The sequence below is a fragment of the Paenibacillus sp. FSL W8-1187 genome (genome assembly GCF_037965485.1).
Lineage (GTDB): Bacteria > Bacillota > Bacilli > Paenibacillales > Paenibacillaceae > Paenibacillus_O > Paenibacillus_O pasadenensis.
Genome location: NZ_CP150181.1, coordinates 2015473 through 2033250, shown reverse-complemented (window position 1 = coordinate 2033250; position 17778 = coordinate 2015473). Strand labels below are relative to the sequence as shown.

Here is a 17778-nt window from a genome sequence, read left to right as displayed (position 1 = left end):
GCATGAGTCCCGCGAAACAGCAGGAACCGGCGATTCAGAAGCCGCGAGACGACCGATCCAGGCAGCCCGATGCCGCTCCAGCCGCCGACCTCGCACGGGCCGTCGTCGTTGTCGCCGCCAGCGACGACCTTTCCGTCCGATCTCAGGCCAACCGTATGCCGTTGGCCCGCCGCTGCGGAGCCCGCTGGCCGACCGCCACCCTTCATCGGTCAAGGCTCTTACATTCAAATCAAAAAAGGCCTCGATTCCTCATGGAGGAAAGCGAGGCCTTCTTCGGGCAAATCCGGTCGGGAGCGCGATCGCTCCCCCGCCGGCGCCGGTCGAAACGTCATTTCACCGCGCCGGCGACAAGGCCGGACACGATATGGCGCTGCGCGAACATGTAGACGATCAGCACCGGCACGATCGTGAACAGCAGGCCGGCGAACAGCGGCCCCCACTCGGTCTTGTACTGCATCTCGACCTGCATCGCGGCGAGGCCGATCGGCAGCGTGTACTTGGCCGGGTCGTTGACGAGGATCGTGCCGACGATGAACTCGTTCCAGATGTCCAGCACGTTGATGATGCCGACGCTGATCAGGCCGGAGCGCGACAGCGGCAGCATGACGCGGAAGAACGTGCCGAAGTAGCCGGCGCCGTCGATCGCGGCCGCCTCCTCCAGCTCCTTGGGCAGCGTCTTGAAGAAGCCGATGAGCACGAAGATGCCGAAGGCGAGCGTGTTGGAGGCGTAGACGAAGATGAGGCCGAGCGGCGTGTTCGTCAGCCCGAGGTCGTTCACGAGGAAAAACAGCGGGATGAGCGCGAGGCTGAACGGCACCATCATCGAGGAGATGTAGATCAGATACAGCACCCTGCTGCCGATAAAGCGATAGCGGGCGATCGTATAGGCCGTCATCGACGCCAGCACGAGGCCGAACAGCGTCGCGCCGGTCGTGACGAGGATCGAGTTGACGAAGTACTTGCCGAAATTGTAGTTGTTCCACACATAGCCGAAGTTGGACCATTGGAGCGGCAGCTCCGGCAGCGCCCACGGCATGTTGAAGTAGAACTGCTGGTTGTCCTTGAGCGAGTCCATCAAGGTCCACAGGAGCGGATAGAGGACCGAGACGCCCCACAGGACGAGCAGCAGCATGAAGAATCCCTTGATGACGGGATGGACGGTGCGTTGAACCATGCTCGCTTCTCTCCTTCCTTAACTCTCGTGCGCTAGCTGACTTCCACCTGATCCTTGCGCAGAAGCCACTGCAGGAAGACGGTGGTGACGAGCGAGGTGGTCAGAATGGCGATGCCGATCGAGGCGCCGTATCCGAAATGGGCCTGCTTGAACGCCTGCTGGTACAGGTACGAGCCCATGACCTGCGTCGAGTTGTCCGGTCCGCCCGCCGTCATGATCGTCACGATGACGAACGAGCCGTTCAGCGTCGTCATCATGATGTTGATGACGGAGATCTTCATCTGCTCCCAGACGAGGGGCAGCGTGATGTGCCGGAACTGATGCCATTGTCCGGCGCCTTCTATGTCGGCGGCTTCGTAAAGCGACTCCGGAATGTTCGTGATTGCGGCGATCAGAAGAATCATGTAGAATCCGATGCCGGCCCAGATGGTCGGAGGCAGCAGCATCCAGATCGAATGGCTTTCGAAGCCGAGCCAGTTGATCGTGACGGGCTCTTTGGTGAACAGCGACAGGAAGCCGTTCAGGAAGCCGATCTGCGGGTTGTAGATGAAGCCCCACAGGATGCCGACGACGACGACGGACAGCACGTTCGGAATGAAGAAGATCGAGCGGAAAAACCCGGCGCCCCGGATGCGCAGGCGCGTCAGCGCCACGGCGAAAAAGGTCGCGATGGCCATGATGCCGATCATCTTGCCGGCGACGAGGAAGTAGTCGTTGCCGATGGCCGTCAGCATGATCGGGTCTTGCAGCAGGTCCTTGAAGTTCTGCAGCCCGACGAAATCCTTGTGCTGGGACATGCCGGACCAGTCGTAGAAGGAGTTGTACAGCGCCTGGACGATCGGATAGATCGTGAACAGGCAAAAATAGAGGAATGTCGGTATGATGAACGCCGCAATGAACAGCTTGCGTTGTCCTTTGGCTCCTCCCAGTCTCATCTCAAGCTCACCGCCCCGTTCGTTCTGCCATCAGAGAGCATCCCCGGAAGCTTCCGCTCCCGAGGATGGCCTGTGCTGGTTCTATCTTGATCCTCGACGGCCGACCGTTACTTCGCGACTTTTTCGACGACCTTGACGACGCGGTCGACCCAGCCCTGCGGATCGATCTTGCCGATCGTCAGCGCGACCGTCGCGTCCTGCATCGCCTTGTCGACGTCCTGGTTGAACGTGACCGTCGGCACGACGACCGTCGTATCGGCCGTCAGGTAAGCCGCGGCTTGCTTGACGAAGTCCGGCGCGGCGGAGCTGCTGATGTCGCCTTTGATGTTGGACGGCGCGCCGCTCAGCTCGGCGAACTTGGACGCCTGGCTTTCGGAGAAGATGAACTGCAGGAACGCTTTCGCGGCTTCCTTGTTCTTCGCGTTTTTGGCGATCGCGACCGTGGAGGTCGACGTGTTGGCGACGACCTTGTCGCCCGCTTTTTGCGTGACGGATGGAATGAAGCCGAACTTGAAGTCGGCCGGAACGTCCTTGCTCATCTCGTTCGGCAGCCACAGGCCGTTCGGGATGTACGCGTCCTTGTTTTGCAGGAACAGCATTTGCGAGTCCGTATGGTTGATGGAGACGGAAGCCTTGTCGATGAAGCCCTTGTCGCGCAGCTCGACGATCTTGCCCAGCGCTTCCAGCACCTGCGGCGACTTGAACGCCTCGACCTTGCTGTCGCCCATGTCCTGCAGCAGCTTGTAGTCGTTGCCGTTGGCGGAGACGATCGCCGGGAACAGGAAGGAGCTGTTGATGTAGTACGGATATTTGCCGGTGTGGATGAACGGAGTCGTGCCGGCCGCCTTGATCGCCTCGGAGGAGCTGATGAACGTGTCCCAGTCCTTCGGCTCGGTCCAGCCGTTTTTCTCGAACAGCGCTTTGTTGTAGAAAATGCCCCACGAGTTCAGCACGAGCGGCACGTTGTACGTCTTGCCGCCGTATTGCGGAGGCTGCTGCGCCAGCAGGTCGAGGATCTTCACGCCGTCGACGTTCGTCGCCGTCTGCAGCCAGTCGGTCAGGTCCTCCAGCTGGCCGTCCTCGGCCATCTGGCGGTCGTTGAGCTCAGGACCGTCGATGTAGACGAAGTCCGGCGGCGTGCCGGCGATCCACTTCGGCTTGTTTTGCGTATTGATCTGAGGGCCGGCTTCTTCCTTGATGTTGAGGTCCGGGTTGGCCGCCTTGAAGTCGGCGATGACCTGCTTCCACCACTTGTCGCCATAACCGCCGACGAAATATTGGACCGTGAAGTCGCCGCTCAGCTTCGTCTCGCCGCCTGTGGCCGACGTGTTTTCCGCCGCCGCGTTCGTCGCCGAGTTCGTCGCCGGCTCATTGGCCGCTTCTCCTGTATTGCCGCTGTTGCCGTTGTTGCCGCCGCAGCCGGCGAGCACAGCCAGGGACATCGCGATCGCCATGGCGCCCGCTGCCGTTTTCTTTACCGTAAACGTCATCTTGGCTTAACCCTCCCGAATGAATTCTATTTGGCCGATGCCTCGTTGCTCCGACCGTTGCCGGCGAGCCATCCGCATACTTGTATCGTAAAGGGGATCGTCTGCACGCTCTATGGAATATCTTCCGTAAAATCTTTAGTATTTTATGATTTTTCATTTCATGATTTTGATGATAATCGTCATTTCATGCGAATCTATCGCTGGTTCTCCCGATTTCGGGTTCAAAAAAAGCCGTTCCCATAACCGGGAACGGCTCTTTCTCTCGTCTTCGTTCAGTCCTGCTTCACGGCGATCTTCTGCAGCTCCTCCAGCGCCGACTGCGGCGAGTATCGCCCCTGCAGCACGGCGCTGCCGAGCTTGCGCGCCGCATCCATCACATTGCTCCAGCGCGGCTGCTCGATCGGCACGAAGCGCGCGCCGGCCAGATCGTCCAGGTTGGCGCGCATTTCCGCATCGCCTTCGGACAGCAGCGCTCCGGCCGACCGGGTCGTCGGCAGGAAGCCTTCCTGGCGCACCATGTCCGCATACCGCTCATCCTCGTACAAATATTGGATGAAGGCGGACAGCGCGGCCGGATCGGAATGGGCCGTCTTGAACGACACGAGCACATCCTGCACGCCGAACGTCATCGGCGGCTGGCCGTCCTTGACCGGAATCGGCCCCCTGCCCCAGCGCAGTCCCGGAAACTCCTTGGGCACGACGGAGCTGAAGTAATTGCCCGATATCATCATCGCGAGCCCGCCGCTCCCGAGCACCCGCTGCTTCTCGTCCCGCGTCGTCAGCCACGGATCGGCATCGGTGAGCCCGGCGTCGTACATCGACTTGAGCAGCTCCAGCCCCTCCACGTTGGCGGGCTGGTCGATCGCCCAGCGGCCGTCCTTGATCCAGCCGCCGCCCGCGCCGTAGAAAAAATAGCTCAGGTAAGAATGGATCTCGTTGTCGGTCATGTCGATGCCGAAGCCCTCGCCATGCCCGCCGGCGCGGACGAGCCTGGCGTCCTCGACGAGCTGCGACCAGGTGCGCGGCGGTCCCGCGATGCCGGCTTGATCGAACAGCTCCTCGTTGTAGTATAGGCTGCGCATGGAGGCGACATACGGAATCGCCGCAAGCGTCCCCTCGTATTCGGCGCGGGCGAGCAGCGACGGCTGCAGGTTGTCGAGGAACGGCTCCGGCAAAATGTTCCTGAAGTCGTTCAGCAGCCCGTCGGCGGCGAAATGCGCGTAGAAGTTGGCGTTCAGCAGGTCGGGCGGCTCGCCCTGGGCGAGCATGTTCGTGTAGACGCCGTCGAGGATGTCCCAGTTGACGACCTGCAGCTCGACGCGGATGTCGGGATGAAGCGACTCGAAGCCTTTTACGATGTCCTCGAGCAGCGGCTTCGTCTCCGTGCTGTATTCGGAGGCGACAAACTTGATGAGCGCCTGATGCGGCTCCGGCTCCGTCACCTCCGGCGCGGGGGAGGACGAGGCGCAGCCCGCCATGAGCGCCGCCAGCGCGAGCGCGGCGGCGGTCCGAGCGAGCTGCCGCCGCCGCGCCGCCGTCCGATGCGCCGCAGAGGCAGATGCGCGAGCCTTTGCCGCTTGTCGCGGGCGAGGCGGATCGGCGGCCGGCGCCGAAGCTTCCGATCGGCGGTCATTCATCATGTCAGGCGCCTCCTCCTTTATCAAGCTGAAGTCAATAGACAAACGGGAACAGCAGCTTCTGGTTCTCCGGCTCGTACATGTTGGCCGTCGTGATCGTCGAGGACGGGATGTCCACCCACTGCGGCCGCTTCCTGCCCTCCCGGAGGGCGCTTGCCGTCTCGACGCCGAGATAGCCCATGTTGAACGGGTTCTGGACGATAAGCGCATGCATCCGCCCCCGCTCGAGCAGCTGGATCTCCGGCAGCGAGCTGTCGAAGCCGATCAGCTTGACGCTGTGCGACAGCCCCTGATCCTCCAGGGCGCGGGCGGCTCCGCTCACGCCGACATCGGTCAAGGCGACGATGCCGTTCATGCCGGGATAGGCGACCGTGAGCGACTTGACCGTCCGATACGCCTGCTCCTCGGACTTGCCGACGTCGATCGTACCGAGGCTGAACGCCTCGCCCGGCGGGAGCCTCTCCAGCACGCCCTGGCGGCGCTGGCTCGCCACGACGGAGTCGTCGTCGCTCGTGATGAACGCATAGACAGGCTTCTTGCGCTTGTCGGGGGCGAGCATGTCCGCCGCTACGCGGCCTTCCTCGACATGATCGCTGGAAACGTAGCTGTCGTACGGATGCTGAAGCAGCGGCGTATCGATGACGATCAGTTTGATGCCGGCCTTGCGGCAGGCTGCCAGCTCCTCCGACAGCCGCTCCTCGGAGATCGGCGCGAGCACGATCGCATCCGGCCGGGCAGCGATCGCCTTGCGCAGCAGCTCCTTCTGCTCCTGCGCCGCTTCCGCTCCGGACGGGCCGAGCAGCTCGAGCGCCACGTTCAGCTCCTTCGCCGCAGCGAGCGCGCCGGAGCGCACCGTCTGCCAGTAGGAGCTGTTCACATCCTTCGTCTGCAGGATGACGGCGATGCCGCCGCCGGCAGCGGCAGGCTGCGAGCGCTTCAAGCCGATCCAGACGACGAGCGCGGCGAACAGCAGCAGCAGGAGCGGCAGCCACAGCTTTTTGCTTCCCATCGGAATGACCTCCTTCAGCGGACCTTCGGTATCGTGACGACGACGCAGGTTCCTTCGCCCGGCTCGCTCTCGATCGACACGCCGTAGCCGGCGCCGAACGTCAGCACGATCCGCTCGTTGACGTTGCTGACTCCGATATGGTCGCGGCCGTCGTTGTCGCGCGCGCTCGCGCTCAGGACCGCCCGCACCGTCTCCTCGTCCATCCCCTTGCCGTTGTCCCTCACGGTGAATCGGATGGAATCCCCGTCCAGCTCGCCGGCAATTTTGATGACGCCTCCTTCCGGCATGTTCTTGATGCCGTGGTAGATCGCGTTCTCGACGAACGGCTGGAGCAGGATGCGGGGCGTCTTGTACAGATGCAGCTCCCGCGGGATGTCGATCTCGTAATCCAGCATGTCCCGGTAGCGCATTTTCTGGATCTGCAGGTAGCTGGCGATATGCTCCTGCTCGATGCGGATCGGTACGAGCTCATCGTCCTTGGCGATGCTGGCGCGGAACAGCTTGGCCAGCGCCGAGGTCATCCGCACGACCTCCTCGTTCTTGCGCTGCTCCGCCATCCAGATGATCGAATCGAGCGTGTTGTAGAGGAAATGCGGATTGATCTGGGACTGCAGCAGCCGCAGCTCTGTCCGCCGCTTCGTCTCCTCGGTCTGGATGCGCTCGTCCATGAGCCGCTGCGTCTGCCCGACCATCATGTTGAAGGTCCTCTCCAGCTGGCCGATCTCATTGACCTGCTCCACCTCGGCGCGCACCTCGAAGTTGCCTCGCTCGACCTGGCGCATCGCCGCCTGCAGCCTGCGGATCGGACGCGTGATGCGATGGCTCAGCAGCAGGCTGATCAGCAGCGTGCCCGCCAGAGCGGCCGCCGCCCAGAGCAGGAAGGAGTTGCGCATGGCGTCCGGATCGGCGATCAGCTCGCTGCGGTAGGCGACGCCGACGATTTTCCAGCCGAAGTTGCTGTCCTGCACGGAATACAGCCTCTCGCCGGCGCCGTCGTCGACGAGGAAGCTGCTCCGTCCCGCGGAAAGGATGCGCTCGATCGGCTCCTCGCGCAGCTTGCTGTACAGCAGCTGCTGCTGCGGATGGTAGACGATGTCGCCGGCGCTGTCGACGATGAAGACGTAGCCGCGCGCGCCAAGCTTGACGCTCCGGCAGATCTCGTTGATGACGTTGAGCTTGAGGTCGACGAGCGCGATGCCCTGGCCGGTCATTCCGTTGCTGTTTTTCAGCTCGCGGCTGAGCGAGACGACCCATTCGTAATCGCCGGTCACGACATTCTGCACATGCGGCGCCGAGATGACCGAGCGTCCGCCGGCGCGCGCCGCCTTGACGTACCAGTCCTGCTCGCGCAGCCGCACATAGGGGTTGAGCGTCGTCAGCCTGCGGTCCGACACGTTGCGTCCGTTGTAGCCGAACACCATGATTGAGGCGATGTCCTTGCGCGTATACAGCAGCGACTGGAACAGGTCCGAGATGTTTTTTTCGTAGGCGCGGATCTCCTCGCGGCTGAGAAAGGGGTTGTCCGACAAATAATACTTGACGTCCTTGTTAGTGAAAATAAGCAGCGAGATGTTCTCCATGTTGTCGATGTACGACTGGATGTTCTGGCCGACCTGCTGGATGACCTCGCCCATGTACGCCTGGGAGTTGGTCAGCACCGCCTCCTCCGACAGCTTGTAGCTGTTGAGGCTCGTGATGCCGATCGCCCCTAGGATGAGGATGGAAAAGGCGGCCGAGATCGTGCCGCGGATCGTGCGCAGCGGCCGCAGCCCGCGCTTCAGCCAGTCCGGCGGCTGCAGCCTCGTCATGCCTGCCCCCTCGCCTGCTCGCGGTATTCGCGCGGGGACAGTCCGGCATGCTTCTTGAAGGCGAGGCTGAAGTAGTTCGGATCGGAGTAGCCGACCTGCGCGGCGATCTCGTACAGCTTGAGCGGAGTAGCCTCGAGCAGCTCCTTGGCTTTGGCCATCCGGACTCGCGTCAAGTATTCCACGAACGTCTCGCCGGTTTCCTGCTTGAACATCTGGCTGAAATAGCTCGTGCTCATCAGCGCCTGGCGGCAAATATCCGAGAGGCTGAGGCGCTCGTCGGCGAAGTTGCGCTCGATGTAAAGCAGCGCTTGCCCGATCTGGCTGCGCCCGAGCCGGCTGCGGCTGTCCGCCGCCGCTTTGGCGCCTCGCGTCGCGAGGTCCGTCAGCCACCCGCCGACCTCATCCAGCGTAGAGAGGCGCTGCGCCTCGGCGAACAGCATGCCGGGGCTGTCGCCAAGTTCCTCTACGCCCATCTCCTGCAGCACGCTCAGCATCGTGACGAGCGCCCGCTGGATTTCCAGCTGGCAGGAGACGAGCGGAGCCCTGGACTGCTTGAGCCGTTCGGTGAAATCGCCGAAAAGCTGGCGCAGCTCGCCCGCCGACCCGGTCCGCAGCGCCGCTCCGAGCTTGCCGCTCCAGTCCTCGCCGGCTGCCGGCGGCGCCGCGCGCTCGCCTTCGAGCTCGACGATGCTCAGTACACGGTCGCGGCCATAGTGGAATCGGTAATCGAGCGCGGCGATGGCGCTCCGATATGATTCCGGCAGCTTCGCGAGGCTGTCCGCGGCCCGGCCGAACGCCGCCGACATCGCGTAGCCAAGGTAATGCTCGATCTCGCGGCGGATCGACCAGGCGATGCGCGAGGCTTGCTCGTACAGATCCGCAGGCGGCTGGCCCGACAGCAGCACGGCGATTCTTTCCTCGCGGGTGCGGAAGCAGATCGCCCCTTCGCGGGCGGCGATCTCCTCGGCGATGTTGAAGCCGGCGAAGCGCAGCAGCTCCCGATCCGGCTCGCTGCCGGCGGCCGGCCCGCCGTCGAAGTCGAGCAGCAGCGCGAGCAGCGGCGGCTGCAGCGCCGGCAGGCCGAAATAAGCCAGCCGCTCCTCGGCGTCCTGAGATCCGGCGCCGGTGGCGGCGAGCCGGTCCAAATACCGCTCCCGCAGCAGCGGCAGGCTCTGGCTCAGCTGGCTGCGCAGGCGGTCGACATCCTCCTTGCGGCGCCGCTCCTCGTCGAGCTCCCCGCGCAGCCGGTCGAGCAGCTCCCTGGTCTCGCTCGCGGTGATCGGCTTGAGGATGAAGTCGTACACCTTCATGCGGAGCGCCTGCTGGGCGTAATCGAATTGGTCGTAGCCGGTGAGGATGATGATTTTGACGTTGGGATGGCTGGCCGAGATGGCCGCGCTCAGCTCGAGTCCGTCCATGAACGGCATGTTGATGTCGGTCAGCACCAAGTCGGGACGGAGGAGCTCGACCGCCTCCAGCGCATCCCGGCCGTTGGCGTAATCGCCCGCGAGCTCGAAGCCGTGGCTCGCCCAGTCGATCGTGTTCATCAGGCCTTCGCGGACGATCGGCTCGTCATCCACCAGGATCAGCTTGTACATGGCCGACGCCTCCTGCAGCTGCTGCCGCTTGAATTTTTGATCGAATATGTAACCATACTGATCGTGACGATCATTTTTGTCAATATCGCGAAAAAAGCCGCCCGTTTGGGGCGGCTCGGAAGATGGGGTCGGCCGGCGGACAGGTCGGCTGGAAGGTTCTACTTGAAAATATGCGCGTCCAGTCCGCTCAGCTTCTTTTGCGTGCCGGCGCTGCCGTCGTCCACGTTCGGGAACACCCTCTCGACCATGGCATTGAACTCCGCCAGGTACGGCTGGATTGAGTGGCCTTGCTTCGCATCGTTGTCGTATTCCCGCATCCGGCTGAAGAAGTCCGGGTTGGCGGAGACGAACACCTTGTCGATGCCCGGCATGCTTTTGCGGACGGCGTCTGCGACCTGCGTCTTGAAGCCTTCGTTGAGGCTGCGGGCCATATAGATATTGTTGTTGTCGGCGAGGCCGTTCTCCATATGGCCTCTGCGATTCGTCGCCGAAGCGCCGCCGTAGCCGTTGTAGCCGTTCGACAGCGAGCTGTAGCCGTTGTTTCCGCGCGACTCGCCCATACGCCCGTATTGGTCGATCGTGTTGTCGAACTTCCCGTCCATGCCCCGGCCCAGCCGTTCGTTCATGCGTCCCATGCTGCCGTCCAGCCGCTTCATCCCGCGCTCGAGGCTAAGTCCATCGCCGCTTTTGGCAGACATGCGGCCGCTGTTCGAGCCCATTCGGCCCGTATTGGAGGCGGCGTAGCCCATCTCGGTGCCCGAACGGGTATTGGTGCTGCCGACGATGCTCTCGCCTTTGAGGCCGACTGCGACATAGGCGTTGTCGTTGGTCGTCAGCACGTAGGCGTCGCGCACGCCTTCAAGCTTCTTGACCGTGCCGGCGATCTGCCGATTCGATTTGAGATTATAGTTGCGATGATTGCCGATGATGTTGTTGCCGTTCAGCTGACGCCCGTCGACGCGGTTCATCTCGTTCATGTTGTCGTCGGCGAAGCGCTTGTCGAGCAGGCGGTAGTTGCCGATGTTGTTGTTCCGGATGTTCTTGTTGCCGAGCTCGCCATGATGCGTTCCGCAGCCCGCCAGAGCCGTGCTCAACGCAACGCCGGCTGCAAGCACTTTCCAGGGATGCTTCATTCGAAAACCTCCATGTCATGGGCGTCCGCTCCGCTCGCGGAGACGGCTGTAGTAGTGTCGCCCCGCGGAGGCGGCCGTATCCGGGACAATCGCTGGGAAGGCGGCCAGCCCGAGCGAACTGGTGCACCCACGACCGAGTTGCTCGGAAAACCGAGTAACTCTCCTCCAACTGGTGCACCCACGACCGAATTGCGCGGATAAACCGAGTAACTCCCCTCCAAATGGAGCGGATAACACCGAGCTGCTCGGAAAAACCGAGTAACTGCAGCTGTAGGCCGAAAAAAACGGTTTGCCGCTGTTCTGAAGCTTGTTTCTCAAGCTGTAACCCGAATTTATCGGGTTGCGGCTGCTCGGAAGCTCGTTTCTCGAGCTGTAACCCGAATTTATCGGGTTAGGGATGCTCGTCAGCCCGTTTCTCGAGCTGTAACCCGAATTTATCAGGTTACAGCTGCTTGAAAGGGCGAACCTGTGAGCGGCGGTCTCGAAAGAGGATGGTGGAGGGTAGACGGTGGGAAGGTAGAGGATGGCGGAGCGAAAGGGATGGACCTTCTTGGAGAAGCGGAGCGGTTCCCTTGAAGGCCGGATTCCTTCCGCTAACGGAAAGGGAGATCAGAGGAATCTGGGCTTCAGCGGAATCGGAAAGAGGGTCCGTCCCTGGAGCGGCTCCAGCCACCTCACAGCGGCTCCAGCCCTCCTCCCAACAGCTCGCAAAAAACAGCCCTCCATAAATGGAGGGCTGTCCAAGTGGCCAAGCTACATCCGGCTCGGTTCAAGGATGAATTCAAAGGCATAATCCCGGTCGGAAGGAATGCGGAACTCCGGATGGACAGGCGCGCCCCAACTGTCGTCGCCGCCGACGCCAAGCTGCTTGGCCGCGACCGTCACGTTCGTGTAATGGACCGCAGGCAGCTCCCAGACATGGGCGGCGTTCTCCAGCTCCATCGCGCTGTGCGGGGAGACATTGCATTCCAGCGGCTCGGAAACGGCTGCGACCGCAAAGCCATTCCCTTGGGCATCCAGAACGTCCAGCCGGCGCACGCCGGTGCGGTTGCCCGACTCCTGCGGCACGAGGTAGCGGGACGGCAGCTCCGCCACCGCTCGGCTGAACGTGCCGAGCCGCGCGCCATGGCAGCGGTCGGAATAGTTCTCCTCCGGACCGAGCGCGTACCACTTCGTCTGGCCGTAGTCGGCCGACGTCTTGAACGTCAGCGCCAAAATCGGCAGATCCGCCAGTCCTTGCGCTCCCTTGTACTCCGTCCGCACGCGGATGCTGCCGTCGGCGCGGACCGTGTAGGCGACGGTCAGCCAGGCGCCCGGGGCCGTGCTGAACTCATAGCGGTAGGCGACCGTGACCGTACCGGCCTCCTGCGTCAGCTCCCAGCCCGTGCAGCGGCGGGCGACGCTCGCGGCCAGCCACGCTCCGTGCGTGTAGGCCAGCGCCGTGCCCTTGTCGTTGTCCGTCGTCGCCCGCCAGAACAGCGGCATCGGCGGCGACTCGATCACCTCGCGGCCTCCATAGCGGAGCGAGACGAGGCTATGCGCCTGCTTGGAGAACAGCGCCTGCCAGCCTCTTCCGAAAACGCCGATGTTCACGTCGCCTTCGACGACGTCGATCTCCCCGGCCGGCAGCGGCTCGGCAGCCTCGCGCTCGACGCGCACCACCGACTGGCCGAACGCCACCTCATGGCCGGCTGCGGCCCAGAGCTGATCGTCCCGTAGCCGCAGCGACGCTTCGATGACGTATTCGCCCGGCGCCTCGGCGATGCCTTGCGGCAGGCCGCTCGGCACCTCGGCCTCTTCGCCCGGACCAACCTCGAGCGGAACGATCGCTTCATGGACCAAGGCTCCGTCGCGCAGCAGCCGGCAAGCCAGCTCCAGATGCCCGGTGCCGGCGAACAGCGAGCCGCTGCGCACCGAGATCGAATCGAGCGACGGCGTCAGGCGGTAGTTCTGGTAAAGGAACTTGACCTCCTGCATCTTGGGCGAGACGGTGCCGTCGGCATGCACGATGCCGTTGCCGCAGAAGCTGTAGTCCGTCGGACGGTCGCCGAAGTCGCCGCCGTAGGCGAGATATTCTTTGCCGTAACGATCCTTGCGAATGAGCGCCTGGTCCATGTAGTCCCAGATGAAGCCGCCCTGATAGAGCGGATACTTGTCCTCCAGCTCCGTATACTTGTGCATGCCGCCGACGGAGTTGCCCATCGCGTGCATGTACTCGCAGCTGATGTACGGCTTTTGCGGATCGTCGTTCAGATAGGCTTCGATGTCGGCCGGCTTGGCGTACATGCGGCTCTCCATGTCGCTCGTATCGTTGAACGCGCGGTTGTGGAACACGCCCTCGTAATGGACGAGGCGGCTCGGATCGCGCTCGCGGAAATAGTTCGAGACGTTCAGGATGACTTCGCCCGCGTACGACTCGTTGCCGCAGGACCAGATGACGATGGACGGGTGGTTCTTGTCCCGCTCCAGCATGCTGGCCGCCCGGTCGAGGACGATGTCCTGCCACTCCGGCAGGTCGCCCGGCACGTTCCAGGACGGCTCGACCGCGCCCATCTTCTGCCAGGAGCCGTGCGACTCCAGGTTCATCTCGTCGATGACGTAGATGCCGTATTCGTCGCAGAGCTCGTACCAGAGCGTCTGGTTCGGATAATGGGACGTGCGCACGGCGTTCAGGTTGTTCTGCTTGAGGATGCGGATGTCGCGCAGCATGTCTTCCTTGCCGATCGCCCGCCCGCTCCGGCTGTTGAACTCGTGGCGGTTGACGCCCTTGAAGACGATGCGCTTGCCGTTCACGAGCATCAGCTTGTCCTTCAGCTCGAAGCGGCGGAAGCCGGCCTTCTGCACGATCGCCTCGACCAGCTCGCCGCCGGGACGATGGATCGTGACGAGCAGCGAGTACAGCCGCGGCAGCTCGGCGCTCCACGGCTGCACCTCGCCCGCTTCAAGCACGGCGGCGATGCGGCCTGCTGCGTCCAGCGCGACCTGTCCGCTCTCGGCGACGACGGCTCCATGCGGGTCACGCAGCCGCAGCAGCGCGTAACTCCCGGCAGGGGCGGCGTCGGCCAGCCGGATCGAGGCATGCAGCGTGCCGAGGCGGTACGTATCGTCCAGATCGGCGCGCACCTCGAGGTCGACCGCATGGATGTCCGGCGTCGTATAAAGGTAGACGTCGCGGAAGATGCCCGAGAACCGCCAGAAATCCTGGTCCTCCAGCCAGCTGCCCGTGCTCCGCTGGTATACCGCTACCGCGAGGCGGTTCGCTCCGCCGCGGATATGCGGCGTCAGGTCGAATTCCGACGGCGTGAAGCTGTCCTCGGCATAACCGACGAACTCGCCGTTCAGCCAGACGTAGAAGGCCGACTCGACTCCCTGGAAGGAAATGAACGTCGGGCGGCCGTCCCAATCGGCCGGCAGCTCGAACTCCTTGACATAGCTCCCGACGGGATTGTGCTCCGGCAGCTGCGGAGGGCGGATCGCCTCCAGGCCGTCCCACGGATACATCGTGTTTACGTATTGCGGCTGACCCCAGCCTTGAAGCTGGATATGGCCCGGCACCTGGATGTCTCCCCAGCCGGCCGTGCTGAAGCCCTCGGCGTGGAAATCCGCCGGACGAGAAGCCGGATTGGCCGCGTAATGGAAGCTCCAGCTTCCATTCAGGCTATGGCGCATCTTCATCGGCGCCCCTGCCTCCGCCTCCTCCACCGTGGCGTAATAGCGGTGGTCCGAATGGGCATCCAGCCGATTCACCTTGAATACGGCCGGATCGGCCAGCCAATCCAGCGATGCTTGACGATCAGACATGTAGCGGATTCTCCTCTTCGGTTTACTTGACGGAACCGACCATTCCGGCGACGAAATGCTTTTGCATCAAGAAAAACACCAGCGCGGTCGGCAAGGTGGAAACGACGATCGCCGTCATGATGATGCCGTAATCCGGCGAATAGCTGGAGCCCAGATTCGAGATCAGCAGCGGAATCGTGCGCTTGTCAGGCGTCTGCAGCACGACGAGCGGCCACAAATAGTTGTTCCAGCTCGACATGAACGTGATGATGGCGCCTGCGGCGTAGCTTGTTTTCATCGTAGGCACATAGATCCGAAAAAACAAGCCCCATTCGCTCAGTCCGTCCATCCGCCCCGCCTCGAGCATGTCCTTCGGGAACATCTTGGAGCTCTGGCGGAAATAAAAGATCAGAAAGGCGGTCGTGAACGTCGGCAAAATGACCGAGGCGATCGTATTGATGCCGATGGCGGGCGCGAAGCCGGAGATGCCCGCGAACATCTGGAACAGCGGCACCATGATCGCGGCGAACGGGATCATCATCGAGACCAGCAGGATGTTGAAGACGATGTCCTTCGCCTTGCTGCGGTAGATCTCGAAGCCGTATCCGGCGAGCGAGGCGATGAGCAGCGCCAGCAGCGTCGTCGTGACGGAAATCTTGGCGGAATTCCACAACGCCTGCCCGAGCTCGACCTGCTCCGTCAGGTTGCGGAAGTTGTTCAGCAGGTTCGAGCCGGGCAGCAGCCGGCCGCTGGAGACGTCGATCGACTTGTTCGTCGCGCTGGAGAGGATCCAGAGGAACGGGAAGATCGAGACGCCGGCCGCGAGAGTCAGGAACAAATAAATCGGCGTTCGTTTGAGCGATTTCATCGTTTATCACCTGCCGCTTTGAACTGGAGGATGGACAGCAGCACGATCAGAATGACGATCGTGTAGGAGACGGTAGCCGCATAGCCGAAGTCCGGGGTGTACTTAAAGCTCAGGTTGTAGATGTACTGGGAGATCGTCATCGTGGCGTTGCCCGGTCCGCCCTTGGTGATGTTCATGATCTCGTCGAACAGCTGCAGCGTGCCGATCGTCGACGTGATCGAGGTGAACAGGATGATCGGCTTCAGCATCGGCGTCGTGATGGAGAAGAACTGCCGCACCGGAGAAGCGCCGTCGATGCGCGCCGCCTCGTAGATGGAGGCGTCGATGTTCTGCAGCGCGGACAGGTAGAAGATCATGTTGTAGCCGGTCCAGCGCCAGGTGATGGCGATGATGATCGTAATTTTGGCCAGCACGGGATCGGTGATCCACTGCAGCGGCGCGTCGATCAGATGCAGCTTCAGCAGCGCCTGGTTGACGAGCCCTTCCGCGCCGAACAGGTACTTGAACACGACCGAGTAGGCGACGAGCGAGGTGATCGCGGGCAGGAAGATCGCCGTGCGGAAAAAGCCCTTGAAGCGCAGCTTGCTGTCGTTCAGCAGCACGGAGATGAACATCGCCAGCAGGATCATGACCGGAACCTGCACGATCAGGTATAGAAATGTATTTTTAAGCGCCGTCCAAAACACCGGATCGCTCGTCAGCCGCTTGTAGTTGTCGAGCCCGGTCCAGTCGATCCTGGCCCCGGTGCCGGACTTGAACGACAGCAGCAGCGCCTGGAGCATCGGGTAGAAATAAAAGAGGAGGATCATCAGCACCGCGACGGAGATGAACATCCATCCCGTCCAGCGGGGCTGAAGACGATTGCGGACGATGGCCGTTTGTTTCATCCTTAGGGCTCCTTTCTCGGGAAAAATGGACCGTGACGAAGCAAGCCGTCCTCGCGGACGGCCTGCTGACGGACGGATTCGGTTAGCCCAGCTGGGACTCCGCCTGGGACTGCGCGTCGCTCAGCACCTTGTCGAGGTCCGCGCCGCCCAGATAGCTCTGCATCGCGCTTACGAGGATGTCCTCGATCGCATACGTATGCATGCCGTAGTTGACTTGCGGAATCTTCTGCGTCCAGGCCGCGAAGTCGCTGACGATCTTCTGGCCGCCGAAATACGCATCTTCCTGGTTGTAGGCGTCGCCTTCGGTAGCCGCCTTCAGCGTGCCGATGACGCCGATATCCGTCACGAGCTTCTGATACAGCTCCGCGTCGGAGCCGAGCGTCTTGGCGAGGAACTCGGCCGCCTGCTCCTTGCCGTCGACGTTGAGCACGTACCAGGAGCTGCCGCCCAGATTGGAGGCGTTGACCGAGGAAGCGGTATTTTTCAGCTTCGGCATCGGAACGACGGCCCATTGTCCGGACTGGGAAGCCTCGGCCTTGACCGACGGCGTGATCCAGTTGCCGGTCGGCACGGTCGCCACGTCGCCGGTGTTGAATCCGGCCAGGAACTGGCTCCAGTCGGAAATCATCTTGACGGTGTCGGACTCCATCAGCTTCTTGTAGGTCGCGAACGCGTCCTTCAGCGCCGCGTTGTCCTTCAGGTCCGGCGTCGTGCCGTCCTCAGCCGTGTACCAGGCTCCCGCCGACTGGATCATCATGCGGATGAGCCCGAGGTCGTTCGGATCCTGCGTCAGCATCGCCTTGCCGGTCTTTTCCTTCACGGCCTTGCCGATCTCGATGAACTGGTCCCAATCGATGTTCTGCAGGTCATCGACCGAATAGCCGGCTTGCTCCATCAGATCCTTGCGGACATAGAGCCCGGTCACCCCGGGGTCGAACGGCACGCCGTACTGCACGCCGTCCAGGCTCGTCGAGGAGAGCTTGTAGTCGGCGAAATCACCCGGCTTGATCAGGTCGGACATCTTGTAGAACGAGTCGGGATAAGCCTGCAGGAAGCTTTGCGCCCGGTAGTCCTCGATCAGCACGACGTTCGGCAGGCCGCTCGTCGTGCCGGAGTTGAGGCCCGTATTCAGCTTCTGGATGATGTCGGCCTGGGCGTACTCGATGATGTCGACGTTCACGTCCGGATTTTCGGCCGCATAGGCTTCCTTCGCCAGCTTCATCGCCGCGATGTTGAAGTTCGGATCCCATGCCCATACCGTGACTTTGCCGCCGCCCGAGCTTTGGCCCTCCTGACCGTCGTTGTTGCCGCTGGAGCAAGCCGTGAGCGCCATGACGCCGGCGAGCGCAGCGAATGCCATCTGTTTCTTCATCGTAAAAGGTCCCCCTTCGCATGCTTTCGGAAAGCGCTTGCCTTCACCAAAAATGGTATCAAACGCGGGCGTTCCTCCGGTAGGAAT

General features: G+C 62.4%; 12 protein-coding genes and 1 pseudogene. All 13 read right to left on the bottom strand.

The annotated features are described in order from the left end of the window. Positions 1–53: 53 nt before the first annotated feature. Positions 54–179, bottom strand: a pseudogene (locus NYE40_RS08610) (chromosome condensation regulator); the annotation flags it as partial. A 149-nt stretch (positions 180–328) separates the two neighbouring features. Further along, the gene (locus NYE40_RS08605) at positions 329–1174 is read right to left on the bottom strand and encodes a carbohydrate ABC transporter permease (protein ID WP_101808888.1); all 846 of its coding nucleotides are present in this window, start codon (positions 1172–1174) and stop codon (positions 329–331) included. 32 nt (positions 1175–1206) lie between these two features. Then, on the bottom strand, positions 1207–2109 hold the full coding sequence (locus NYE40_RS08600; protein ID WP_101808887.1) for a sugar ABC transporter permease: 903 nt from the start codon (positions 2107–2109) through the stop codon (positions 1207–1209). 107 nt (positions 2110–2216) lie between these two features. Continuing rightward, positions 2217–3599 carry an extracellular solute-binding protein gene (locus tag NYE40_RS08595; RefSeq protein WP_101808886.1) on the bottom strand — a complete coding sequence of 461 codons (1383 nt, stop codon included), beginning with the start codon at positions 3597–3599 and terminating at the stop codon, positions 2217–2219. 272 nt (positions 3600–3871) lie between these two features. After that, positions 3872–5239, bottom strand: a complete 1368-nt coding sequence (locus NYE40_RS08590; protein ID WP_194843320.1) for an extracellular solute-binding protein — start codon at positions 5237–5239, stop codon at positions 3872–3874. Positions 5240–5270: 31 nt separating this feature from the next. After that, positions 5271–6245, bottom strand: a complete 975-nt coding sequence (locus NYE40_RS08585) for a substrate-binding domain-containing protein (RefSeq protein WP_153783240.1) — start codon at positions 6243–6245, stop codon at positions 5271–5273. 14 nt (positions 6246–6259) lie between these two features. After that, complete coding sequence (locus NYE40_RS08580; RefSeq protein WP_339279793.1) at positions 6260–8053, bottom strand: sensor histidine kinase; 1794 nt, start codon at positions 8051–8053, stop codon at positions 6260–6262. After that, positions 8050–9651 carry a response regulator transcription factor gene (locus tag NYE40_RS08575; RefSeq protein WP_339279792.1) on the bottom strand — a complete coding sequence of 534 codons (1602 nt, stop codon included), beginning with the start codon at positions 9649–9651 and terminating at the stop codon, positions 8050–8052. The genes NYE40_RS08580 and NYE40_RS08575 overlap by 4 nt, the downstream gene beginning before the upstream one ends. A gap of 158 nt (positions 9652–9809) precedes the next feature. After that, positions 9810–10784: a YhcN/YlaJ family sporulation lipoprotein gene (locus NYE40_RS08570; RefSeq protein WP_339279791.1), complete on the bottom strand. Its 975-nt coding sequence runs from the start codon at positions 10782–10784 to the stop codon at positions 9810–9812. Positions 10785–11537: 753 nt separating this feature from the next. Further along, positions 11538–14585: a glycoside hydrolase family 2 TIM barrel-domain containing protein gene (locus tag NYE40_RS08565; protein ID WP_339279790.1), complete on the bottom strand. Its 3048-nt coding sequence runs from the start codon at positions 14583–14585 to the stop codon at positions 11538–11540. 22 nt (positions 14586–14607) lie between these two features. Continuing rightward, the gene (locus NYE40_RS08560; protein WP_101808881.1) at positions 14608–15432 is read right to left on the bottom strand and encodes a carbohydrate ABC transporter permease; all 825 of its coding nucleotides are present in this window, start codon (positions 15430–15432) and stop codon (positions 14608–14610) included. Further along, a complete protein-coding gene (locus tag NYE40_RS08555; protein WP_153783234.1) occupies positions 15429–16319 on the bottom strand; it encodes a sugar ABC transporter permease in 891 nt (296 codons plus the stop codon). Before NYE40_RS08555 ends, NYE40_RS08560 begins: the two co-directional genes overlap by 4 nt. A gap of 82 nt (positions 16320–16401) precedes the next feature. After that, positions 16402–17691, bottom strand: a complete 1290-nt coding sequence (locus NYE40_RS08550) for an extracellular solute-binding protein (protein WP_339279789.1) — start codon at positions 17689–17691, stop codon at positions 16402–16404. Between the last annotated feature and the right edge of the window lie 87 nt (positions 17692–17778).